Source organism: Streptomyces sp. NPDC094448 (genome assembly GCF_044763775.1).
GTDB lineage: Bacteria > Actinomycetota > Actinomycetes > Streptomycetales > Streptomycetaceae > Streptomyces.
This window is the reverse complement of sequence record NZ_JBIWGU010000003.1, coordinates 313,967-336,577: the sequence shown is the minus strand read 5'-3', so window position 1 is coordinate 336,577 and position 22,611 is coordinate 313,967. Positions and strand designations below refer to the sequence as shown.

The following is a 22,611-nucleotide window of genomic DNA, read 5'->3' as shown; positions in this document are numbered from 1 at the left end:
CGCCTGCCATCGGGCGGGCAGCGGGACCCCGGCGTCCGTTCGGGTGAGTCCGCGGGCGCGACCGGGCGCGGTTCCTTCCGGTCCTCGTCCCGGGGCCGCGGGAATCCGGCTTGACGGGCGTCGAGCAACTCGGCCGGGTCCGCGGCGGAGGCAGCCGGCAGGTGCAGCCGGGGCGTCGCACCGCCGCTGCCGGCCCGGTCCCCGGCCGCGGCCGGAAACGGCGCCGGTCCGCCGGACGGGCGTCCGGCGGACCGATATGCGGGCCGAGTACTCCCTGGGTCGGCCCTGGGTCAGCCCTGCGCCGGTCCCGGCAGTGGCGCCGCCAGCTTGCGCAGCATCCCCGCGACCAGGGCGGTCTGAGCGGGCACGGTGTCGGGGTAGATGAACTCTCCCTGGGCATGGGCGCCGTCGCCGACGGCGCCCATGCCGCACAGGACGGGCAGCCCGAGGGCGGCGACGAAGTTGGCGTCGCTGGCCCCGCCTACCGCGGTGTCGGGGAGTTCGCCGCGGCCCTGGTCGCGGGCGACCTCGCGGGCGAGGCCGAGCAGCGGAGCCGATGCGGCGTTGAGGGTCATCGGCGGCCGGTTCCAGTCGCGTTCGATGGCGATACGGACCCGTGGGTCGCTGATCCGGATGGCGTCGAACGCGGCATCGACCCTGGCCTGTTCGGCCGCGCTGCTGATGCGGATGTCGATGCTCGCGGTGGCCCGTCCGGCGACGACGTTGGTGGCGGAGCCGCCCTCGACGAGGCCGGTGTTGATGGTGGTACCCCGGTCGGGGGCGGCGATGCCCGCCGCCGCGACCACGAACTCGGAGAGTGCGGTGATCGCGCTCGCCCCGTCCTGGGGGGCGAGCCCGGCGTGGGATTCGATTCCGGTGGCCGTGACCCGGAAGATCGCGGAGCCCTTGCGGGAGGTCTTGACCGCGCCGTGGGCGCTGGGCTCCAGCACCAGGGTCGCATCGACCCCCCGGGCGACCTCTTCGATCACCGGCCGGGAGGAGAGGGAACCGATCTCCTCGTCGCCGTTGAAGAGGAAGGTGACGTCCGGGACCGGCGCACCACCTTCCGCCGCGAGCTTCAGCGCCCAGACCGCCTGGACCAGCCCGGTCTTCATATCGAAGATGCCCGGCCCGCTCAGTTTCCGGGGGCCGTCGCCGGACGGCTCGGGCTGCTGCCATCCGGCGAGGGTGCCGGCCGGCCACACGGTGTCGTAGTGGCCGACCAGTGCGATGTGCCCGGCGCCGGTGCCGCGGTAGGTCAGCGTGAGGGTGTCGCCGTACTCGCCGCCCGGGTGGCGCTGTTCGCGGTCGGGCGGCCCGAGCCGGCGGACGGCCAGCTCGCGCAGGAGGTCCAGGCCCGCGGCGAGGCCGGGCAGATCGCGGCTGCCGGTCTCGCAGCGGACGAGGGACATGATGTCGGCGACGATCTCCGCCGCCGCTTCGTGGGCGCGGGCGGAGAGTCCGGCTGTGGGCACTGCGGTCATGTGCTGTTCTCTCGTACGGGGCGGGGGTCGCCCGCCGGGGGAGGAGGAAGGTGAGGCGGAGGCGGTCAGCTGATGCCGAAGGGGATCTTGAGCAGGTACCAGATGACGAAGAACGCCATCCAGGCCACCCAGACGACGGCCGCGATCGGGATGGTGAACGAGGCCAGGGTGCCGATCCCCGCGGATTTGCGGTACTGCTGGATGAAGCCCAGGGCCATCACGAAGTACGGACTCATCGGGGTGACGCAGTTGGTGACGGAGTCCGCGACCCGGTAGACGGCCTGGGTGGTCTCGGGCTCGATACCGATGAGCATCAGCATCGGGACGAGCACCGGCGCGGCCAGCGCCCAGAGCGCGGAGCCGCTGGTGATGACGAGGTTCATGATGGTGATGAGTACGGCGATGCCGACCAGCACCGTCCAGCCCTCCAGGTCCAGGGCGCGCAGGGTCTCGGCGCCCTTGACGGCGAGGATGTCGCCGATGTTCGTCCACTTGAAGTAGGCGAGGAACTGGGAGATGGCGAAGAAGAGGACCAGGATCGGCGCCATCGACTTGGTGCCGTCGACCATCGCGCCGATGATGTCGCGGGAGGCGGTGAAGGTGCCGGTCATCCGTCCGTAGACGGTGCCGACCACGGCGAAGAACAGGCCCAGGACCAGCGCCATACCCCCGATCACCGGGGAGTTGACGATCCCGCCGCCCTCACCGCGCAGCGGGGACGAGACGGGGGCCATGGCCGCCACCAGGAGGACGGCGAACCCGAGGGCGACCAGTCCGGTGGCGCGCAGCGCGCGGCGCTGGACCTCGGTGACCTCGATGGCCTCCCGCTCGGCGGCGCTGGGCGCGGCCACCGGCTCGTCGGGCTCCAGGTCGGAGCGGCGCGCGATCACCTTGTCGACGACGAGGGTGATCACCAGGGCGACCAGGACCGAGGACCCCACGCCGAAGAAGTAGTTGCCCACGGGGGTGACCACGTAGTCGGCGTCGATGGTCTGGGCGGCGGCGGTGGAGATCCCGGAGAGCAGGACGTCGGTGGTGGTGAGCGACGGGGAGGCGTTGTAACCGGCGGAGATGGAGACATAGGCCACGATGCAGCCGAGGACCGGGCTGCGGCCCGCGGCGCGGAAGATCAGTGCGCCGATCGGGACGAGGGTGAAGTAGGCGGCGTCCCCCGCGACATGGCTGACCATCGCCGTCAGGGAGAGGGCGAAGGTGAGGTACTTGCCGGGCACCCGCTCGACCATGCGGCGCAGCAGGGTGGCGAAGAGCCCGCTCTTCTCGGCGATCACGATGCCGAACATCACGGTCAGGATGGTGGCCAGCGGCGGGAAGGCCGCGAAGTTGTCGACGGCCCCCTCGATGGCCATGGTGAGGCCCTCATGGCTGAGCAGGCTCTTGACCGTGATGGTCTCGCCCTTGCCGGGGTGTACGGCGGAGACGTCCACGGCGGCCAGTACGGCGCTGAGGACGGCGACGACCCCCGCGAGCATCCAGAACAGCCAGAACGGATGGGGGAGTTTGTTGCCGACCTTCTCGATCGCCGCGAAACCCCGGAACGCGATGCGCAGGGCTCTCGACTCCGGCTCGGCCGGCCTGGGCTCGGCGGAGGTGGTGCTCATAGGACCTCTTCGTGCAGGTAGTGGAGTTTCCTGCGTACCTTGGCATCTAAGTGGGAGATTCTCCAGACTTTCTAGATAACAGTGGGATTAACTGGCGAGCTAAGGTAAGGCTCCATGACCCGCCCTCTGCTGGACGAGCTGGACCGACGTCTCATCGGCGCGCTGCACCTGGCCCCCCGGGCCACCTGGGACGACATCGGCGGGATCCTGGCCGCCGACGCCAGCACGCTCAAACGCCGCTACGACCGGCTGTACGAGGCCCGCATGATCCGCGTCATCGGGCAGGCCGACTGGGGCGTCCACTCCACGTCGATGCCGGTCCACGTCTTTCTGGACATCAGCGGCGAGACCCCGCTCGCCGTCCTCGACCGCCTGCGCGACCTACCCCACCTGCAACTTCTGGCCCAGATCTCCGGCGACTACCCGCTCTACGCGGTCGTCCACGCCCCCTCCGAGGCCGCCACCAGCCGGGCGATCGACCGGATGTTCTCCGTCCCCGGGGTCCGCCGCGTCAACGCCCTGCCCGCCCTCAGCACCCTGCGCCGGGGCATCACCTGGGACCCCCGGTACCTCACCGACGCCGAACGCGACGCGCTGCTGGAACTCGTCGGCTCACGGCCCGAGGGCACCGCGACCGCGACGGCGATGCCCCCCGCCAAACCGCTCAGCGACGCCGAGCGGGCCGTGGTCGCCCTGCTCCTCCAGGACGCCCGTGCCTCCGCCGCGAGCATCGCCCGCGCCGTGGGAATGGCCACCTCCACCGCCCACCGCGTGGTCCGCCGGGTCCTCGACGAAGGGTGGGTGAAACCACGGCTGGAGATCGTGTCGGAGTGGCTCGGCTTCGAGACGCCCTTCATGCTCCGGCTGCGCGTGGCCCCGGGGGAGACGCCCGATGTGATGCGCCGTATCGACCAGCTGCCGCAGACCCGGCTCGTCGCCCATGTCGCCAGCGACCTCTCCGTCCTCGCCACGGGCCTGGTCACCGACCGCTCCGCGGTGGCCCGCTTCGTCGACCACGAACTGGCCGCCATCCCCGGCATCCTCGGCGCCGGAGTCGGCGTGATGCTCGCCGAACCGCGCCGCTACTGGCTGGACCGTGACCTCACCTCGGGCCTCGGCGCGTTCCACGCCCCGGCGCTGCTCTGACCGGCCCGACGCGCATCGGAGCCGCCGCCGGCGCCCGCTCCGGTCGGCGGCTCGCCCGGTCCGCTACTCGAACCGGGCGGTATCGCCCGCCCCCCTGCGTACGATCTCCGGCTCGCCGCCGGAGAAGTCGATGACCGTGGTCGGCTCGGTACCGCAGTCACCCGAATCGACCACGGCGTCCACGACATGGTCGAGACGCTCCTTGATCTCCCAGCCCTGGGTCAGCGGCTCCTTCTCGTCGGGCAGCAGCAGCGTGCTGGAGAGCAGGGGCTCACCGAGTTCGGCGAGGAGGGCCTGGGCGACGGTGTGATCGGGGATGCGGACCCCGACCGTCTTCTTCTTCGGGTGCAGCAACTGGCGCGGCACCTCCTTCGTCGCGGGCAGGATGAAGGTGTAGCTGCCCGGAGTGGCCGCCTTGATCGCACGGAAGACGTCGTTGTCGATGTGTACGAACTGGCCGAGCTGCGCGAAGTTCTGGCACACCAGGGTGAAGTGGTGCCGCTCGTCGAGATCGCGGATCGACCGGATGCGCCCGATACCGTCGCGACTGCCCAGCTGACAGCCCAGCGCGTAACAGGAATCCGTGGGATACGCGATGAGCGCACCGGAGCGGATGCTCTCGGCCAGGCCGACGATGGTCCGGCGCTGGGGGTTCTCGGGGTGTACGTCGAAGTACTTTGCCATCGGGGCAGTCTAGGTCGCCGGCCGCCGGTCGCAGTCCCGGCGGCCCCGCACGGCCCGTACCTGCCTGATGCGGCCCCGGGCCCGGCGCGGACGGGTCAGGTACCGCGGAGGTCCCGCACCCTGCGGATCTTGCCGACCGACCGCTCCAGGCTCTCGGGGTCCACCACCCGGACCTCCACCGTGACACCCACTCCGTCCTTGACGCCGCGCCCGATCGCACCGGCGGCCGCCTCCCGCTGCTGCTCCCCGCTCTCCGGCCGTGCCTCGACCAGGACGGTCATATGGTCCATCCGGCCGCGCCGGGTCAGCTCGATCCGGAAGTGCGGCGACACCCCCGGCACCCGCAGCACGATCTCCTCGACCTGGCTGGGGAAGACGTTCACCCCGCGCAGGATGATCATGTCGTCGCAGCGGCCGGTGATCTTCCGGATCCGGCGGAAGGCGGGCCTGGCGGTACCGGGCAGCAGCCGGGTCAGATCGCGGGTGCGGTAGCGGACGACCGGCAGCGCCTCCTTGGTCAGCGAGGTGAAGACCAGCTCGCCCTCCTCGCCGTCCGGCAGTACGTCACCGCTGAGCGGGTCGACCACCTCCGGATAGAAGTGGTCCTCCCATACATGCAGTCCGTCCTTCGTCTCCACGCACTCCTGGGCGACTCCCGGGCCGATCACCTCGGAGAGGCCGTAGATGTCGACGGCGTGGATACCCGCGCGCTCCTCGATCTCGCGGCGCATCTCCTCCGTCCAGGGCTCGGCGCCGAAGATGCCCACCTCCAGGGAGCTGCTGCGGGGGTCCACGCCCTGCTTCTCGAACTCGTCGAGCAGCGTGAGCATGTACGACGGGGTGATCATGATGATCTCGGGGCGGAAGTCCTGGATGATCCGGACCTGGCGTGCGGTCATACCGCCGGAGGCGGGGATCACGGTACAGCCGGCCCGCTCGGCGCCGTAGTGCGCGCCGAGGCCGCCGGTGAAGAGGCCGTAGCCGTAGGAGATATGCACCTTGTGGCCGGGACGGCCGCCCGCGGCGCGGATGGACCGGGCGACGACGTCCGCCCACAGGGAGAGGTCGTTCTCGGTGTAGCCCACCACGGTCGGGCGGCCGGTGGTCCCGCTGGAGGCGTGGACACGCCGTACGTCCGCCATCGGAACGGCGAACATGCCGAACGGATAGGTGTCCCGCAGATCGGCTTTGGTGGTGAAGGGGAACCGGGACAGATCGCGGAGCGAACGGCAGTCCTCGGGGCGCACACCGGCTTCGTCGAACCGCGTGCGGTACAGCTCCACGTTCTCGTAGACGTGCCGCAGGGTGGACCGGAGCCGGTCGAGCTGGACCTCCGCCAGCTCCGCGCGGGTGAGGCGTTCACCGTCGTCCAGCAGACCCGGCGGGAGGGGCTCGCCGGTGCGGGGCGCGGCGGGCGCGCCGACCGGTGCCGTTCCCGCGGTGTGTTCGCTGCTCGTCATCGGATCCTCGACTCTCCGGGCCCGGTGCGCTTCGCACCGCTGGTCTCGTCCCTCGTCCACGGGTGTCCCTCGTCCACGGGGAGGCGGTTCACTGCCGGACGGGCCTCGCCGCCCTCCGGCAGCCCGCGCATCGCCGCCCCGGGGCAATCCCTACCCCGGGCAGCACCCCCGTGGTCCCGTGCCACTTCCTCCCCTCACCTTGTTTCCCGACCGAACATTCGGTTAGCTTGCGGCACGCCCAGTAATCCAGCCCCACCGCTACCTGTCAAGAGGCGGAACACATGCCCATGAATCCCCCTGGCCGGCCGGACTCCCTCGCGCCCGCTTCCGTCACCGGCCCCGCCGCCGCGCCGCGGTCGCGGCGGCCCGTTCGTGGTGAGGAGCCCGCCGATGTCTGACGAGGTCTTCCTGATCGACGGTGCGCGTACGCCCCAGGGCCGCTACGGCGGCGCGCTGGCCTCCGTACGCCCCGATGATCTGGCGGCACTGGTGGTCGCCGAGGCGGTACGGCGTGCCGGGGTCGCGCCGGACGCGGTGGACGAGGTGGTCCTCGGTGCGGCCAACCAGGCCGGCGAGGACAACCGGGACGTGGCCCGGATGGCGGTGCTGCTGGCCGGGCTGCCGCACACGGTGCCCGGATACACCGTCAACCGGCTCTGCGCCTCGGGGCTGACCGCCGTCGCGTCGGCCGCGCAGGCGATCCGCTCGGGCGAGGCCTCGGTCGTGGTGGCGGGTGGTGTGGAGTCGATGACCCGCGCCCCCTGGGTGATGGCCAAACCCGGCACTCCGTGGGCCAAACCGGGCGAAGTCCATGACACCTCGCTGGGGTGGCGGTTCACCAACCCCCGTTTCACCGCCGCCGACGCCGCCGTTGCGGCGGACGCCGGCCCGGACACGGTGAAGGTCACCCTGTCGATGGGGGAGACCGCCGAGGAGGTCGCGGCGCTGGACGGCATCACCCGCGCCGACTCCGACGCCTTCGCCCTCCGCAGCCACCGGCGGGCGGTCGCCGCGCGGGACGCCGGGCGTTTCGACCGGGAGATCGTGCCCGTTCCGGTACGGGACGGCGAGGTGGTCCACGACGAGGGCCCGCGACCCGACACCACACCGGAACGGCTCGCCCGTCTGCGGACCGTCTTCCGGGAGAACGGGGTCGTCACGGCGGGGAACGCCTCCCCCCTCTCCGACGGTGCGTCCGCCCTCGTCGTCGCGAGCGGTGCGGCCGTACGCCGGTTCGGGCTCACCCCCCGGGCCCGGATCGTCACCTCCGCATCCGCCGGAGTCCCGCCGCAGCTGATGGGGCTGGGCCCGGTGCCCGCCACCGAGAAGGCCCTCGCCCGTGCCGGGCTGGTACCCGGTGGTCTCGACGCGGTCGAACTGAACGAGGCGTTCGCCGCGCAGGCGCTGGCCGTGATCCGGCGGCTGCGGCTCGACGAGGAGCGGGTCAACGCCGACGGCGGCGCCATCGCGCTCGGCCATCCGCTCGGCTCGTCCGGTGCCCGGATCCTGCTCACGCTCGTCGGGCGGCTGGAACGCGAGGGCGGACGCCGTGGACTCGCCACCCTCTGTGTGGGTGTGGGGCAAGGCGTCGCGATGCTGGTGGAACGGGTGTGACCGCCGTGGCGGAGGGCCCGGGGGAGGACCTGGGGAGTCCCGCGTACCGAACCCCTCCGGTGGCGGGGTGCGCGGACCGGGCGGTGGACGAGCGGGAGCGGTCGCCCCGCTTCCTGGAGAAGTCGGCGGAACGGAAGGACCGGACATGAGCACGCAGGACCAGGACCAGGACCAGGGGACGGAGACGGCGTTCGCGTACGGGCCCGGGGACGGGGCCGGGGCCGGTCCGGCCGTACCCGCGCTCGTGGGTGTGATCGGCGGCGGCCGGATGGGCGCCGGTATCGCGCAGTCGTTCGCCGCCGCCGGGGCGGCGGTCGCCGTCGTCGAGGGGAGCGCGCAGGCCGCCGCTGCCGCCCGGGACCGGATCGCGGCGGGCCTGCGGCGGGCCGCCGAACGCGGCCGGCTGACCGAGCCCGTGGACCGGATCCTGGACCGCGTCACCCTGGTGGACTCGGTCGCCGCGCTGCCGTCGGCGGCGGATCTGGTCGTGGAGGCGGTCCCCGAGGACGCGGCACTGAAGGCGCGACTGCTGGCGGCGGCGGAGAGCGCCGTGGGCACGGACACCGTCCTGGCCACCAACACCAGCTCCCTGTCCGTCACCGAACTGGCGGCGGCGCTCGTCCGCCCCGGCCGGTTCATCGGTATGCACTTCTTCAATCCGGTCCCGGCTTCGGAGCTGGTCGAGATCGTGGTGGCGCCGGAGACCCTGCCCGTGACCGTGCGGGCGGCGACGGAGTGGACGCACGCACTCGGCAAGCAGGACGTCGTCGTCCGGGACTCGCCGGGATTCGCCAGCAGCCGTCTCGGGCTGGCGCTGGGGCTGGAGGCGATCCGCATGGTCGAGGAGGGCGTCGCCGAACCGGAGGCCATCGACACGGCCATGCGGCTCGGGTACAAGCATCCGATGGGACCGCTGCGGCTCACCGATCTGGTCGGGCTCGACGTCCGTCTGGCCATCGCCGAGCATCTGCACACGACCCTGGGCGAACGCTTCGCCCCGCCGCGGCTGCTGCGGGAGAAGGTCGCCCGCGGCGAGCTGGGACGCAAGAGCGGCCAGGGGTTCTACCCCTGGCCGTGAACACCGCCCGGTGCCCGGCGATGTGCCACGGGCCGCCGGGCACCGGCGCGGCCGCAGATCCGCCGTGCCCGGGTGGCGGCGGCTCGTCGAAGCAGTCCGGCCGGTGACCGGGATTGCGGTACGGGGGCCGAACCGGCCACGGTGACGGGGGAGTACGGGGCAGCGGCCCGCACCGGAGGGCTCCGTGCCCGGCCGGCCCTCCCGGACGGGGCGAGGGAGCGGGCCCGGGGCGTCACCGGGGCCGGTCGGCCTGCTCCCTCCCCGCGGCCGCGCCGTCGGCCGGGTCCCCTGCGGACTGCGCGCCCCGGCGCAGCGGCAGCCGGACCGTGAACACCGTCGCGCCGGGGCTGCTCGTCAGTTCGACGGTGCCGCCGTGGGCACGGATCAGGGAATCCGCGACCGACAGGCCGAGGCCGCTGCCGCCGCCGTCGCGGGTACGGGCCCGGTTCACCCGGTAGAAGCGGCCGAAAACGCGTGCGCGGTCGGCGGGCGGGATACCGGGCCCGGTATCGGCCACCGCTATCAGCGCCTCGCCGCCCTTCGCCGTGACGGACACCGACACCTCGGTGCCCGGCGGGGTGTGCACGGCCGCGTTCGCCAGCAGGTTGTCCAGCACCTGGCGCAGGCGCTGCACATCCACCACCGGACACACCGCGGCGGATCCGGTCGTCATCCGCAGCGGATGGCCGGGGTGGCTCGCGCGGAACGCGTCCGCGGCCTGCTGCACCAGCTCCACCAGATCCGTCTCCACCAGCCGCAGCGGGGTCTCCGCCTCCGACGCGTCCAGCCGGGCGAGGAGCAGCAGATCGTCCAGGAGGAAGCCCATCCGGGCCGCCTCCGCGCGCAGCCGGGACAGATGCCTGTCGCGTTCCTCCGGTGCGTTCGCCGCGGCGTACTGGAACAGGTCCGCGTAGCCGCGTACCGACATCAGCGGGGTGCGCAGTTCGTGCGAGGCGTCCGCGACGAACCGCCGCAGCCGCTGCTCGGCCTCCGCGCGTACCGCCAGCGACCCGTCGATATGTTCCAGCATGGTGTTGAACGCGGTCCGCAGTTCCTCCATCTCCGGCCCGCCGCCCCGGGGGCCGGCGCGCAGGGGCAGCCGGGCCGCCGATTCGGTCAGATCGTGCGAGGTGATGCTGTGCGCGGTGTGCGCCATATCGCTCAGCGGCTTCAGCCCGCGCCGCAGCGTCCGCCGGCCGAACACCACCAGCGCCAGCAGCGCCAGGGAGAAGGCGATCACCTGCACCGTGATCAGCCGGGTGACGGTGTTCTCGATATCGGTGGTCGGCGCCGCCGTCACCAGGACCACCCCGGGCTTCACCTCGCAGGCCCGCAGCCGGTAGGTGCCCTCCCGGCCGAGCGGCCGGGTGTCGAAGAGGTCGTCGGCCCGCGCATCGACGAGCCGCTCGGCCAGCGAGGCGAACGGGGTGCTGTCCGCCGGCAGCGCGGCCGGCCGCCGTAGCCGCGGCTCGCCGCCGGAGACCTCGTACACCGCCTGGTACCAGCCCAGATACGTCTCCCGCCGGACCGCGCCGTGCTCCACGGCGTCCTTCGCCTGGACCACCTGCGCCGACTTCATCCGGTCTCCGAGCTGCCGCTCCAGATAGTCGCGCATCAACGCGGTCAGCACGGTGCCGACGACCGCGAACACCGTCAGCGACAGCACTCCGAGGCCGAGCGCCAGCCGGGTGCCCAGACGCAGCCTGCCGTAGGTGTGCCGCAACCCCCGCAGCGCCCGTTTCACTCGGCGGCCTCCCTGATGACGTACCCGAAGCCGCGGACCGTGCGGATCAGCGGCTCACCGGTCTCGTCGAGCTTGCGGCGGAGCCTGCTCACCACCAGTTCCACGACGTTCGACCGCCCGCCGAAGCCGTACTCCCAGACATGGTCCAGAATCTGGGCCTTCGTCAGTACGGTCGGGGAGCGGCGCATCAGGTAGCGCAGCACCTCGTACTCGGTGGGGGTGAGGGTGAGGAGTGCGCCCGCCCGGCACACCTCGCGGGTGTCCTCGTCCATGGAGAGATCGCCCACCCGGAGCACCGAACGCTGGAAGCCGGGCCCCGCGCTGCGCCGCAGCACGGTCCGCAGCCGGGCCATCAGCTCCTCCACCGCGAACGGTTTGACCAGATAGTCGTCCCCGCCCCGGGTCAGCCCCGCCACCCGGTCCGCGACGCCGTCCCGGGCGGTGAGGAAGACCACCGGCACCATCGTCCCGGACCGCCGCAGCCGGTCCAGCACACCGAAGCCGTCCACGTCCGGCAGCATCACGTCCAGCACCACGATGTCCGGACGGAACTCGGCCGCTCTTCGCAGCGCTTCATCGCCGGTGTTCGCCGTCATCGCGTCCCAGCCCTCGTAGCGGGCGACGGTCGCGACGAGGTCGGCGATCGGCGGGTCGTCGTCCACGACCAGCACTCGCACTCTGTCCACCCGTCCATACTGCGGCACACCGCCGCCCGCACCAGCCCCCGTGGCACACCCGGCGCCGATCGGTAGGCACTTGAAAGCGGGACGACAGGGCTTCGACAGCTTCCGCGAGCCAAGCTCGGGTGCACCGATTCCCGACCAAGGAGCTGTCGTCCGTGACGACTGTCGCATCCCGTCCCGGCACTACCCGGGGCATACGGCCGAAAGTGGTGGCCCGCACCGGTCTGCAAGCCGGTCTCGCCGTCAACGCGGCCATCGTGGCGTACTTCTTCGTCCAGGCCGGATTCGCCTCGAACACCCTGATCGTGCTGGGCCGGCTGACCGGCCTGTACGCCGCGCTGCTGATGGCCTTCCAACTGTTCCTGATGGCCCGGCTGCCCTGGTTCGACCGGCGGATCGGCATGGACCGGCTGGCCGGCTGGCACCGCTGGAACGGCTTCCTCCTGCTGTGGCTGCTCCTCGGCCACGCAGTCTTCATCGTGTTCGGCTATGCGAGGCCCACGGGCATGGGTCCGGTCGATCAGACGGTCGAACTCGCCGAAACCGTCGAAGGGGTGCTGCGGGCCGTCGTAGCGCTGCTGCTGATCTTTGTCGTCGGCGCGGTGTCCGCCCGGTTCGCCCGGCGCCGGCTGGCGTACGAGACCTGGCACTTCATCCACCTCTACACCTATCCGGCCGTGGTACTGGCCTTCACCCACCAGGTCGCGGCCGGTACCACCTTCACCTCGTCCGGCCTCGCCACGGCTTACTGGTACGCACTGTGGGGCAGCGCGCTCGGCGCGGTGGCCGTCGGCCGGGTACTGCTGCCGCTGTGGCGCAACTGGCGGCACCGGCTGGTGGTCACCGCCGTCGTACCGGAGTCGGACAACGTCGTCTCCATCCATCTCACCGGCCGCGACCTGGACCGGCTGCCGGCCCGTGCCGGGCAGTTCTTCCTCTGGCGGTTTCTCACCCGCGACCGCTGGTGGCAGGCCAACCCGTTCTCCCTGTCGGCCGCGCCCGACGGCCGTACTCTCCGGCTGACCGCCAAGGCCGCCGGCGTCGGCAGTGCCGCCCTGCGCCAGGTGAAGCCGGGCACCCGGGTCTTCGCCGAGGGCCCCTACGGGGCCTTCACCACCCTGCACCGCACCCGCCCGGACACCGTGCTGATCGCGGGCGGTGTCGGAGTCACGCCGATCCGCGCGCTGCTGGAGGAGTTGCCCGGCCACACCGTCGTCCTCTACCGCGTCGGCAGCGACAAGGACGCCGTACTCCACGAGGAGATGCGCGAACTGGCCCTCGCCCGCGGCGCCGAACTGCATCTGATCACCGGCCCGATCGCGCCCGACCCCCTCGCCCCGCGCGCCCTGGCCGGGCTGGTGCCGGACATCGCCGACCGGGACGTGTACGTCTGCGGACCGCCCGGTATGACCACCGCGGTCATCCGCGGCCTGCGGGAACTGGGCGTACCCGGACAACAGATCCACTTCGAGCGGTTCAGCCTGGCCGGCTGACCGCGGCGGACCGGCCCCCTGCCGACGCCCCCTGCCGACACCCCCCGGCCGGCCCGGAAGCGGCCCGCCGAGCGAAAGGAAGTGATGGTGAAGCGAGTACTGCCCGTCCTCGCCCTCAGCGTGATCGGGGTGATTCCGGTATGGCGCTACGCACCCTCCCACGGCGACGGCTCCACAGCCGTACCGGCCCCGCCGGCCGCGCCGTTCCCGTCCACCGGGACCCCCGGCCCCGGTGCAGTCGTCCTCACCGGGCCCCTGATCGACACCGAGAAGGGTCCGGTGCAGGTCGAGGTCGCCTTCGAAGGCGACACGATCAGTGCGGTACGGATGCTCCGGCAGCCGGACCATCCCCAGACCCACGCAGCCGTGCCCACGCTCATCGAGGACACCCTGCGGCTCCAGGGCGCCGATATCGACACGGTCTCCGGAGCGACCGTCACCAGCGACGCCTACAAGGACTCCCTCCAAGCCGCGATCGACGCGAAAGGCAACTGATATGCACCGGACGGAACATGTGATGGGCTTCCCCGTCTCGCTGCGGATCGACGACGAGGACGTACCCGAAGGGCTCGCCGACGCGGTCTTCGGATGGCTGCGGGAGGCCGACGGGCGCTTCAGCCCGTTCCGGCCGGACAGCGAGGTCAGCCGGCTCGACCGGGGCGAGATCGGGCCGGACGGCATCAGCGCGGACCTGGCCGAGGTGCTGCTCCTGTCGGAGCGGTACCGCACCGAGACCGGGGGCGCCTTCGACATCCGGCTGCCGGGGCGAGGACTCGATCCCAGCGCGGTGGTGAAGGGATGGTCCGTACAGCGGGCCGCGGAGCTGCTGAAGGAGGCGGGGATACGGAGGTTCTGCCTGAACGCCGGGGGTGATGTGGTGGTCGGTGGCGGACCCTGGCGGGTGGGGGTGCGCCATCCCGAGATCTCGCATCAGGTATGTGTGGTCCTGGAGCTGAGCGACGGAGCGGTGGCCACCTCCGCACAGTACGAGCGGGAGAATCACATCGTCGACGGGCGCACCGGACTGCCCGCGACGGAATTACTGAGCCTGACGGTCGTCGCCCCTACGCTGACCGAGGCGGACGCGACGGCGACCGCCGCGTTCGCCCTCGGTGCCGACGGGATCGCCTGGGCCGCCGGGCGGGACGGATGCGAGGTGTTCGCCGTCGACGGGGAGCGGCGGGTGCGGCGCAGCAGCGGGCTCCCCGTCGCGGCCTCGGACGGGGGAGCCGAACCGGTCTCTCTCCGGGATGCCGCTTCCGTCCCTCCGGTAACCACCGCCTCGCCCGCATCTCCCCGCGCTCTCCCGGAGACGGCCACCGGTGGCCGGGCGACGGACCGCACACGGCGTATGAGCCGCCGTTCCCTCCTCGCCGCGGGTGGTGCGGGCGTCACCGCCATCGGGCTGAGCGGTGTCCACCTCGCCACCGCCGGATCGGAGGCGGCGGCCACGGTGACCTCCTCCGGCTCCCCCTCCGCGCCGGACCTCCTGCCGCTGGTGAAGGAGACCACCGAAGGCCCGTACTACCTCGACTACGACAAACACCGCGTCGACATCACCGAAGGCAGGCCCGGCACACCGCTGGAGCTGCGCATCCAGGTGCTGAACGCGAAGAACGGCAAGCCGGTGCCCGAGGCGGCGGTCGATATCTGGCAGTGCGACGCGCTCGGCATCTACTCCGGGTACGAGGAGACCTCGGAGGCCATGAACGAGGGCGAGCTGGTCTTCGACGGCCCGATCCCGAAGCTGCCACCGGACAGCAAGACCACCTACCTGCGCGGCTTCCAGATGACCGGCCGGGACGGCTGGGTACGCTTCCGTACCGTCTTCCCCGGCTGGTACACCGGGCGGACCGTGCACATCCACGCCAAGGTGCACACCAGGGGCGTCCTGCTGGACCGGGCGTACGCCCAAGGCGTCACCGTGCACACCGGACAGGTCTTCTTCCCCGAGGACCTCACCGCGGCGGTCAGCAGGGTACGGCCGTACACGCGGAACGACCTGCCGCGCACCACCAACGCCACGGACCCCTTCTACTCCGGGGACACGGCCGCCGACGGTCTGCTGACGGTGGAGTGGGACCGCACCGACGCGACGAGGCCGATCCGCGCCTCCATCAGGACCGCTGTCGACCTGGACGCGATCAACCCCGGCCGCAGGGGCAACCCGCCGCCCGGCCCGGTCCGGCCGGGCCCCTGACCACCGGGTCCTCCGCTCACCCCCGGACGACGGCGGCAGCCGTTCGGCCGGATCGCGGTCAGCCCGGCAGGGGCCGAACGGGGTGACCGCGAACAGGGAGGAGGCCCGACCCGGTCGTCCGGCGGGAGGGGTGGCCCCGGCGGCCCGCCCCTCCCGCCGGGCGCTGCGCCCGGGGCCGCCGCCGCACCGTCAGATCCGTTGGCGCCGTTGCCGGCGCGTGTACACCACCCCGGCGATCGAGAGCATCAGGAAGAGCAGGGCGGCCCCACTCGACACCACCGCCAGTACGGCGGCCCCGCCGCCGTCCGTATCGGCTTCCCGGACGGCCGACTGCGGGTCTTCGGCCCGGTACCGGACGAACATCCGGTCGCCGGTGGAGTTTTTGCCGCCACCGCTCCCCACCGGCAGATCCGACATCACGGTCCGTCCGTCCACCTCAAAGGCGATCCGGCAGTTGCCGATCAGGCACGAGCCGCTCCTGTGCAGCACTGCGGAAGCCCGTTCACCGTCCCGGAACGAGCGGAGATGCTGAGCTGCCGGGAACATCAGCAGCGACAGTGCGCCCAGGAGCAACGCAAGTACCAGCGGCAGCAACAACGCCGCGCGGGGTACCGGAGTACCCGGCGCCGTGCTCCGCCGTTCCCTGTGGGAAACATCTGCGTTTCGTACGCCGTCCACGTCCTCTGCCCCCGTTGCCACTCGTGTCGAAGCCGGATGTCACGATTCCGGGTGGACTGCACCCCGCGCCTCCGTGTCTCCGAACCACGGTAGACGGCCGGACGGCTCGGTTTCATGGGCAGATGTCGGCACCAGTGGGCTCGGTCTGCCTGCCTGCTGTCGGCAATGAAGGCGGACGGAGCAGGTGCGGGCCGGAGCCGGATCGTCACGGCGTCACGGTGTCGAGGTGCCGGGGCGTTGTCAGTGGCGGGTCCTACTGTGTGGAAAGTGGGAACGAGCGGCCGCAGAACGCCCGTTCCATCCCGGGGAGGGGTGTGTCATGGCGGGTTCGACGACGTATCTGGAGTTGTCGCAGGAGGGGGCGGGCGCCCATAAGTTCTACGAGGTGACGGTCGAGGGGATGGTGGTCTCCGTGCGCTACGGCCGGATCGGGACCGCCGGGCAGACGCAGGTGTCCGCCTTCCCCACGGTGGAGAAGGCGCGGGCGGCCGCGGCGAAGAAGGTCGGTGAGAAGGTGCGCAAGGGGTACGCGCCGGCTGTGCAGGGGGTGCGCGCGGCGCGTGCGGTGACGCGGCGGGCGGTGGCATCGGCGCCGTCGACGGCCCGGTCCACGGCTCCGGTGCTGTGGCGTTTCCGTACCGGTTCCGCCGCCTTCGGTATCCATATCTCCGAGGACCGCTGCTGGGTGGGCAACCAGGCGGGTGATGTGTACACCCTCAGTCACGGGGGTGAGGTGCTCGCCCGGTACTCCCTTCCGGACGGGGTGAAGTGCCTGGTCGCCGATGACTTCTGGATCTATGCGGGCTGTGACGACGGCACGGTGTACGACCTCTCGTCGAAGGTGCCGTACGGGGCCTACACGATCGCCCGGGACGTGGACATCTTCTGGCTGGACATCCACGAGGGCGTTCTCGACGTCTCGGATGCCAAGGGCGGGCTGACGGTCATCGACCACGAGGACGAGCACCAGTGGTCCCGCCGGTCCGCCGGGGCGCACGGCTGGATGGTCCGGGCCGACGACCGGGCCGTTTACCACGGTCATCACCAGGGAGTCACGGCGTACGCACCGGACGGCAGCGGCGAGTTGTGGCACACCTCGACATCCGGGCAGGTCCTCTTCGGCTGGCAGGAGGCGGACGCGGTGTACGCGGGCACCTCCCGCAATGTGGTCCAACGACTGTCGAAGGCGACGGGTGCCCTCGGGGCCACCTATCGCTGTGACGCCTCGGTGTACTCGTGCGCCACCGCGCCCGGAGGCACCTACGTCTTCGCGGGCGATTCGGCGTCGTCGGTCTACTGCTTCGACGCCGACGGCAACCGGTTGTGGAAGCTGGGCACCGGAAGCGGGTCGGCGCTCTCCATGCAGTATGCGGACGAGCGGCTCTACATGGTGACCACGGACGGTTCGCTGGTCTGCGTGGATGCCACGGACGGGGCGATCGCGGCGGCGCAGGAGGGAACCGTTCCGGTCGCCCGCGACATCAAGTCCGCCGCCGCGCTGCCCACCTACCTGCCCGCGGCGACGGCGACGGCTCTGGCAACGGTCACCGCTGCGCCCTCGGACGGAGTGGTGGTGGAGTGCGTCCAGGAGGGGGCCCGGCTGCGGGTGCATGTCGTCTCGGGCGCTCCGGACGGCTATGACACCAGTTGGAACGTCCAGTTCCCCCGGGGTGTACGGGAGGTCGGTGCGCGGTACGTGGTGGATGCTCTGCATCCCTCGGCCGGTGGCTTCTACCGGGTGCGCGGGGAGATACGCCGGCTGGTGTGATCGGCGGGACCCGGTCACCGGCAGCCGCGGACCGCCGGAAACCGGTCGGCGATCCGGCGGGGCAGGACCCCTCCAGGGCCCGCAGGGGCCTGCTATGCCTCGGGAGGCTCGTGGAGTACTCGGCGCACCGCGACGCGGAAGTGGTCCACGGAAGCGTGGATCCTTTCTTGGAACCGGCTGCAGACGTCCCGTCGTGCGTGCCGGGCCTACTGGCCCTGCCGTCCTGCGGCGACCCGTGATCAAGCCGGTCGGCGATCCGCTCGGAGGTCCTTGCCGTACCAGATCTCCATATACGGACCTGTGCAGTACGCCGGGATCTCGGCGTAGAGCGGGGGCGCAACGGTCACGGCGAGCGCGTTTCGGGCGGAGCCGGACCCCTGCCGCACTCCGCTGAACGCGGACAGCCGCCGAGTCCGGAACCCTGGCGAAAGGCAGCCCCGGTCAGCGGGCTGCCCACGCTGCCGTTGCCCGGATCCCGCCGTCATGTCCGTTCTCGCGCACCGCCCCGAATGCGACAGGACAGGCCCGCGCTTCGCGCCCGGCTGTCAGTGCCCTTGTCTAGGGTTCGGTGCACCTGCAGGCCGCTCCCTGGTCGCCGTGCAGGCGCGCCGGGCGAGGGCGGCCCCCGAAATCCACCGACCCGAGGACCACCCGATGCAGATCGACAACTTCGCGGCGCAGGAGAGTGCCGACCCCGCCGGCCTCATGGTGCTGCGCTTCGCGGAGCCACTGGACGCGGGCACCCTCCACGCGCTGTGCGACGCCCTGGTCGCCGCGGGAATCGCCGATCCCCTGCCGGACGCCGGTTATGACGGGACGGTTCACCCGGAGGACGCGGCGGAGGTGGTCGGGCTGCCGTGGCGACCCCCCGCGGCGGAGGACGCCGACACGCAGCATCGGACGCTCACGGCTCTGGGAGAACGGTTCGCGGTCAGGGCCGCCTGGTTCTTCCAGGCCCCGTACGCCGTGAGCCCCGAGATCCGGTCCGCCTACTTCCCGGAGAGTCTCCCCGCGGTCGTCGGCCAGGACACCGTGGCCGGTGGCGCGGCTTCTGCCGAAGGGGTCGCCGGATCCGGCGAGGCAGGCTCACGCTTCCCGGCCTGGCGACCGGTGGAGGGCGACTCTCCGTTCCCGATCGACGGCTACCCGGAAATCATCAAGGAGCTCGACTGGTACGACTTCGGGATTGCCGTCAAGCTCGGCGGCCCGCGCCTCGCCGGTGAGGAACAGGTGCTGCGGGCGTTCAAACGCCTGTGGATCGCGTCGTACGGGGGGTTCCGCCACGAGGGCCTCTCGTACGACCCGGTTCACCGCTCCGCCGGATTCTGGATCGACCGCTGGTGGTTCCCCGGATCGAGTGCGGCACCGGTCCACCACCTGCTCTGGATCGTCCGCTCGCTCCACGAGATCCTGCCTGTGGCGCATGTGCGCTTCCAGGGCGCGGACATGGTGCAGAAGTACGGTGCCTTCCTCGGCGACACCGGCCAGCCCCTGATTCTTGCGGGCAACCCGTTGCACGAGATCTTCCGCGCCGGGGGCGAGGCGTCAGCGCGGACCTGGACCGAAAGCCGGACCCTCTGGACCGCCGAGGAGGTCGCGGCCATGCTGATCGAGATCGTCGAGCAGCACGACCCTGACATCCCCGACGAGGCCGAGACCGCCATCCGCCTGGCCGAGTGGGCGATCGCGATCGACCCCGAGCAGGACACGGCCCGCGCGCATGTGCTGTTCGCCCTGATGCAACAGGGACGATTCGACGAGGCGCTCGAACGGGTCCGGGGCTGGGAACGTCCGCGGCCCGCCGTGTACTTGGTACGAATAGCCCAGGAGCACATGCCGGAACAGGCGGCCGCGGCACTCGTCGCCGTACCGATGTCAGGTCTGAGCGCATGGGCGAAAGGACCGACCGTGGCATTTCTGATCCGGGCCGTAGTGAAGTACGCGCCCGACCGGCTGCCGTCGGCACTCGCCGCCATGACGGAGACGACGAACGGGATCCCGGAACTGGCCCGATACGCCAGCGAACTGGCCTCTTACGACCGGAACTTCGCCCAGGCGCTGACGATCTACGACGCCGTCGTCGCAGCCCCCGCCGACGGGGCTGCGCCGATGATCTACCAGGATGCACTCTGGGCCGTCCAGGCGGACAACAACGACCTGCCCGTGCAGCCGGAGCGCGCCCGGCGCTATCTGCGGGCCGCCCTGCCCCACGGCCCGGAGAACCCGGCGATCTTCTACAACGCCGCCTGCGTCTGGATCGAACTGGACGAACTGGAGAAGACGTTTGAATGCCTGCGACTCGCCCGCGAACGCGGATACTCCCGGCCGTACCAGATGCGGGACGACCGGTCGTTCCGGGCCATCGCAGACGACCCCCGCTTCCAGCAGATCTTCCACGATCTGGACGAGGACGGCGCCGATGAGCCGCCAGCGCGGGCTTTCCCCATGGGTGCCGATCCGTTCGACGTCGGCGCCAGTCCTGAATAACCCGGCCTTCGCCGATGAAGCGTGCCGGTCGTCGATGGGGGTGGGCGAGACCCGGGGCAGCCCAACTGAAACCCACCTGACCCGCTCGGCCCAGCGCATGACATCTGCGGATTGCACGCCGGCCGTTGAGTTCTTCCGGCTGCTGGACGGCTTCAGGCTTGAGACCGCACGGGAGCTGACAGCAGATGCCACGTCGAACCGGCGTCCCGGCCATGAGCAAGGGAGATGACAAGTTGACGGCTGGCCTCCAGTTCAGCTGGGAACTCAGCGGATCCGGCTGGGCGACGTGCCGCATCGCCGACGGTCCCTCGGAACGCATGGACATCGTCAGCTACTGCACCGACGCTCTTGCCGACATGCTCTACGGCCTCACGGGTCTTTACGGACCCGGCACTGTCCACCGGTTCTCCTTCGATCTCGAACCGGCCGAAAGCAGGTGGGTTCTGCGAGGCACAGGGCCGAACGCGGAGATCGCGATCTACCGGTTCCCGGACATGTCGGCGAGCTTCGACGCGCCCGACGACGACGGCACGCTCGTATGGAGCTCAAGACAGGACCGGGGCGTCTTGAGCCATGCCGTCATCGAAGCGGCACAGTCGGTGCTACGGATCCATGGCGAAGAGGGCTACCGGGCGAAATGGGTGCAACACCCCTTCCCTGTTGCAGCACTGCAAGACCTTCGCCGGCTGCACCTGCGGGACGACGCGTGCGATCTCCAGCACGACCTGTCGCTCCCGTAGACGATCCCTCGCCGCGTTCGCAGACGGGTCCCGCACCAGGTCACGTCGTGTCCATGGCCTTTGATGCGGCTGTGACGCACCCTTCCTCAAAGTGTCACCCTCTTCGCGGCACCGTGCACCAAGCGGCCGTCCCTTCGGCGGGAAGTGATCACCGGCCAGAAGGGAAGCGAATTTCGATGCCCGTCCGGCAGCTCTGGTCAACGGCACTCGTGACACCCGACCGGCCGGGTCGACGTCACCACGGCGCTGGACACCATCGGCCCCCGACCCCCGCCGACCTTCCGCTCCGGACCACCTGGACGGCCGGCTCGGCAGCGCGGCTGGAGTGGGCCGAAGGCCTCGACGAGGCCCGGAACGCAGTGGCCGGGGCCCTGCCCGCCCACCCCGATCTCCACGAGCCGGGCCGGGCCACGCCCCCAGTGGGCCGCACGGCGCGGACACCGCGGCCATCGCCGTGGCCCCGGCCGGCCAGTGTGCCGGGCTCTCGGCCGCCGCCGCACTGGTGCGAGATCCCGGAGCCGGCCCCGACCCGGTTCCCGACGGCGTCGCCGTCCTCGCGGTGAACAACGGCGGCCCTACGCGGATCACCTTGTTCGGGGACTGGGGATTCCCTGGCACGACCACGGCCGGAAGGTGACCCCTGGTGGCCCGCCTGCCCGCATGGATGCAGCACGCCAGGAACCGCGACCGGGTGCTCAGGGCCATCGCCCGTATCCACGCCGCTCTGCTCCGGACCTGACCCAGGAACACGGCCGCCCTCCTCATGATCCGAGGCCCTTTTTTGACGCCGGAGGCCAAGGGACAGGCTCAGCCGAGGCGGACGCTCCGGAGACGATGGTCAGCCGACCAGGCGTCTGCGCCACGCCAGGGGGGTGACGGTGATGGCCTGGCCGGGTCACGGTCCCAACCGGTACGGAGGCCGGCTGAGTCCAGCGCGGCCACAACCTCCTGGCCGATGGCTGCGGTGGTTTCGGACGAGTTGTCGAAGCCTCCGTAGTCGAGTGCCAGTCCGTCGCCGGAAGCGGCCGCGTCCGTGCTCCGGGAGTGGAAAGAGACGAAGCCACGGGCATCGGTCCCGCCTTCATCGCCGATCTCGGACCGGCCGCAACTGCGGCAGCAGGTGAAGTTCTCGCGGGCGGTGATACCGGCCTCCCGCAGGGCGGCGAACGCGCGGGTGAGCCGCTCCGGGTCGGTCTCGCCCTGCCATTCGGCCTGCTCCGCGACACGCTCCAGCCACATCCGGTCGACCAACGCCTCCGCCTGCCCGCGCGATACGGGTCGGCGATCCGCAGTGACCAGGTACTCCTCGGCGAGCTCCGCCGGCCCGGCGCGATCGGCGTAGCCGCCGACCAACACCTCGCGGACACGCTCCTCCAACCCCTTGCGCTCGTCTGCGTCCAAGTCGAGCGGCGGCACCCCGCAAGTGGGGCCCGTATCCAGCGGCGACCACACCAGACCAGAGCCCCAATCGGCCCCCTGCCGGGCCCAGCCGGTCAGCGCCTCAACCACGGCCCCGGAACCGTCGACCATCACCTGGAAGTGCCGGTCGGCAGCACCATCACGGTGCTCCAGCGCATAACTCCCACCAGCCTCGTGCCAGACCTGAGCGAAAACGTCGGGCATATCGGGTATCCGATGGACCACCAGAAAACGATCACCAACACCGCCGACCCGCCGGACAAGCCCGGACAGCCTTCCGCCCTGGCCAGTGCTGCTAACGACCAACCGGCCGG

16 protein-coding genes and 2 pseudogenes are annotated in these 22,611 nt (G+C 71.3%); 10 read left to right on the top strand and 8 right to left on the bottom strand.

What is annotated here, in order from left to right; translation table 11 throughout:
• Positions 1-290: 290 nt before the first annotated feature.
• Complete coding sequence (locus ACIQ9E_RS07635) at positions 291-1,484, bottom strand: M20 family metallopeptidase (RefSeq protein WP_403703498.1); 1,194 nt, start codon at positions 1,482-1,484, stop codon at positions 291-293.
• Between the two features lie 65 nt (positions 1,485-1,549).
• Positions 1,550-3,103 (bottom strand): AbgT family transporter, encoded by a 1,554-nt coding sequence (locus ACIQ9E_RS07630; protein WP_403703495.1) that lies wholly within the window; start codon positions 3,101-3,103, stop codon positions 1,550-1,552.
• 114 nt (positions 3,104-3,217) lie between these two features.
• Between ACIQ9E_RS07630 and ACIQ9E_RS07625 the strand changes: the two genes are divergently transcribed.
• Complete coding sequence (locus tag ACIQ9E_RS07625; RefSeq protein WP_403703492.1) at positions 3,218-4,249, top strand: winged helix-turn-helix transcriptional regulator; 1,032 nt, start codon at positions 3,218-3,220, stop codon at positions 4,247-4,249.
• 63 nt (positions 4,250-4,312) lie between these two features.
• Here the strand turns inward: ACIQ9E_RS07625 and ACIQ9E_RS07620 are convergent, their stop codons facing one another.
• The gene (locus ACIQ9E_RS07620; protein WP_006345133.1) at positions 4,313-4,933 is read right to left on the bottom strand and encodes an L-threonylcarbamoyladenylate synthase; all 621 of its coding nucleotides are present in this window, start codon (positions 4,931-4,933) and stop codon (positions 4,313-4,315) included.
• 95 nt (positions 4,934-5,028) lie between these two features.
• A complete protein-coding gene (gene paaK, locus ACIQ9E_RS07615; RefSeq protein ID WP_403703490.1) occupies positions 5,029-6,393 on the bottom strand; it encodes a phenylacetate--CoA ligase PaaK in 1,365 nt (454 codons plus the stop codon).
• 390 nt (positions 6,394-6,783) lie between these two features.
• Between paaK and ACIQ9E_RS07610 the strand changes: the two genes are divergently transcribed.
• Both ACIQ9E_RS07610 and ACIQ9E_RS07605 read left to right on the top strand, forming a co-directional pair.
• Complete coding sequence (locus ACIQ9E_RS07610; RefSeq protein ID WP_403703487.1) at positions 6,784-8,007, top strand: thiolase family protein; 1,224 nt, start codon at positions 6,784-6,786, stop codon at positions 8,005-8,007.
• Positions 8,008-8,152: 145 nt separating this feature from the next.
• Positions 8,153-9,085: a 3-hydroxyacyl-CoA dehydrogenase family protein gene (locus ACIQ9E_RS07605; RefSeq protein ID WP_403703484.1), complete on the top strand. Its 933-nt coding sequence runs from the start codon at positions 8,153-8,155 to the stop codon at positions 9,083-9,085.
• A gap of 232 nt (positions 9,086-9,317) precedes the next feature.
• On the opposite strand, the gene ACIQ9E_RS07600 is transcribed toward ACIQ9E_RS07605, so the two are convergent.
• Together ACIQ9E_RS07600 and ACIQ9E_RS07595 are read right to left on the bottom strand one after the other, a co-directional pair.
• Positions 9,318-10,829: a sensor histidine kinase gene (locus tag ACIQ9E_RS07600; protein ID WP_403703481.1), complete on the bottom strand. Its 1,512-nt coding sequence runs from the start codon at positions 10,827-10,829 to the stop codon at positions 9,318-9,320.
• Complete coding sequence (locus ACIQ9E_RS07595; RefSeq protein WP_403703478.1) at positions 10,826-11,515, bottom strand: response regulator transcription factor; 690 nt, start codon at positions 11,513-11,515, stop codon at positions 10,826-10,828. Before ACIQ9E_RS07595 ends, ACIQ9E_RS07600 begins: the two co-directional genes overlap by 4 nt.
• A 152-nt stretch (positions 11,516-11,667) precedes the next feature.
• Between ACIQ9E_RS07595 and ACIQ9E_RS07590 the strand changes: the two genes are divergently transcribed.
• The 4 genes and pseudogenes from ACIQ9E_RS07590 (at position 11,668) to ACIQ9E_RS07575 (ending at position 15,205) form a co-directional block, all read left to right on the top strand.
• On the top strand, positions 11,668-13,005 hold the full coding sequence (locus tag ACIQ9E_RS07590) for a ferric reductase-like transmembrane domain-containing protein (RefSeq protein ID WP_403703475.1): 1,338 nt from the start codon (positions 11,668-11,670) through the stop codon (positions 13,003-13,005).
• 87 nt (positions 13,006-13,092) lie between these two features.
• Positions 13,093-13,500, top strand: coding sequence for an FMN-binding protein (locus tag ACIQ9E_RS07585; protein ID WP_403704046.1), 408 nt, complete (start codon positions 13,093-13,095; stop codon positions 13,498-13,500).
• 1 nt (position 13,501) lies between these two features.
• A pseudogene (locus tag ACIQ9E_RS07580) lies at positions 13,502-14,221 on the top strand (FAD:protein FMN transferase); the annotation flags it as partial.
• 135 nt (positions 14,222-14,356) lie between these two features.
• Positions 14,357-15,205 carry an intradiol ring-cleavage dioxygenase gene (locus ACIQ9E_RS07575; protein WP_403704043.1) on the top strand — a complete coding sequence of 283 codons (849 nt, stop codon included), beginning with the start codon at positions 14,357-14,359 and terminating at the stop codon, positions 15,203-15,205.
• A gap of 189 nt (positions 15,206-15,394) precedes the next feature.
• Here ACIQ9E_RS07575 and ACIQ9E_RS07570 read toward each other — a convergent pair whose 3' ends face one another.
• Positions 15,395-15,778 carry a hypothetical protein gene (locus ACIQ9E_RS07570; protein ID WP_403703472.1) on the bottom strand — a complete coding sequence of 128 codons (384 nt, stop codon included), beginning with the start codon at positions 15,776-15,778 and terminating at the stop codon, positions 15,395-15,397.
• A gap of 424 nt (positions 15,779-16,202) precedes the next feature.
• Between ACIQ9E_RS07570 and ACIQ9E_RS07565 the strand changes: the two genes are divergently transcribed.
• The 3 genes from ACIQ9E_RS07565 (at position 16,203) to ACIQ9E_RS07555 (ending at position 20,878) form a co-directional block, all read left to right on the top strand.
• Complete coding sequence (locus ACIQ9E_RS07565) at positions 16,203-17,651, top strand: WGR domain-containing protein (RefSeq protein ID WP_403703469.1); 1,449 nt, start codon at positions 16,203-16,205, stop codon at positions 17,649-17,651.
• A gap of 654 nt (positions 17,652-18,305) precedes the next feature.
• A complete protein-coding gene (locus ACIQ9E_RS07560; protein WP_403703466.1) occupies positions 18,306-20,138 on the top strand; it encodes a tetratricopeptide repeat protein in 1,833 nt (610 codons plus the stop codon).
• Positions 20,139-20,350: 212 nt separating this feature from the next.
• Positions 20,351-20,878 (top strand): hypothetical protein, encoded by a 528-nt coding sequence (locus tag ACIQ9E_RS07555; RefSeq protein ID WP_403703463.1) that lies wholly within the window; start codon positions 20,351-20,353, stop codon positions 20,876-20,878.
• Positions 20,879-21,716: 838 nt separating this feature from the next.
• Here ACIQ9E_RS07555 and ACIQ9E_RS07550 read toward each other — a convergent pair.
• Positions 21,717-22,603: pseudogene (locus ACIQ9E_RS07550) on the bottom strand (DUF6891 domain-containing protein).
• Positions 22,604-22,611 lie beyond the last annotated feature (8 nt).

Coding starts and splice junctions, on each gene's coding strand:
- ACIQ9E_RS07635 (WP_403703498.1), bottom strand. CDS start 1,484: ATGACCGCAGTGCCCACAGCCGGACTCTCCGCCCGCGCCCACGAAGCG.
- ACIQ9E_RS07630 (WP_403703495.1), bottom strand. CDS start 3,103: ATGAGCACCACCTCCGCCGAGCCCAGGCCGGCCGAGCCGGAGTCGAGA.
- ACIQ9E_RS07625 (WP_403703492.1), top strand. CDS start 3,218: ATGACCCGCCCTCTGCTGGACGAGCTGGACCGACGTCTCATCGGCGCG.
- ACIQ9E_RS07620 (WP_006345133.1), bottom strand. CDS start 4,933: ATGGCAAAGTACTTCGACGTACACCCCGAGAACCCCCAGCGCCGGACC.
- paaK (WP_403703490.1), bottom strand. CDS start 6,393: ATGACGAGCAGCGAACACACCGCGGGAACGGCACCGGTCGGCGCGCCC.
- ACIQ9E_RS07610 (WP_403703487.1), top strand. CDS start 6,784: ATGTCTGACGAGGTCTTCCTGATCGACGGTGCGCGTACGCCCCAGGGC.
- ACIQ9E_RS07605 (WP_403703484.1), top strand. CDS start 8,153: ATGAGCACGCAGGACCAGGACCAGGACCAGGGGACGGAGACGGCGTTC.
- ACIQ9E_RS07575 (WP_403704043.1), top strand. CDS start 14,357: ATGAGCCGCCGTTCCCTCCTCGCCGCGGGTGGTGCGGGCGTCACCGCC.
- ACIQ9E_RS07565 (WP_403703469.1), top strand. CDS start 16,203: ATGGCGGGTTCGACGACGTATCTGGAGTTGTCGCAGGAGGGGGCGGGC.
- ACIQ9E_RS07560 (WP_403703466.1), top strand. CDS start 18,306: ATGCAGATCGACAACTTCGCGGCGCAGGAGAGTGCCGACCCCGCCGGC.
- ACIQ9E_RS07555 (WP_403703463.1), top strand. CDS start 20,351: ATGAGCAAGGGAGATGACAAGTTGACGGCTGGCCTCCAGTTCAGCTGG.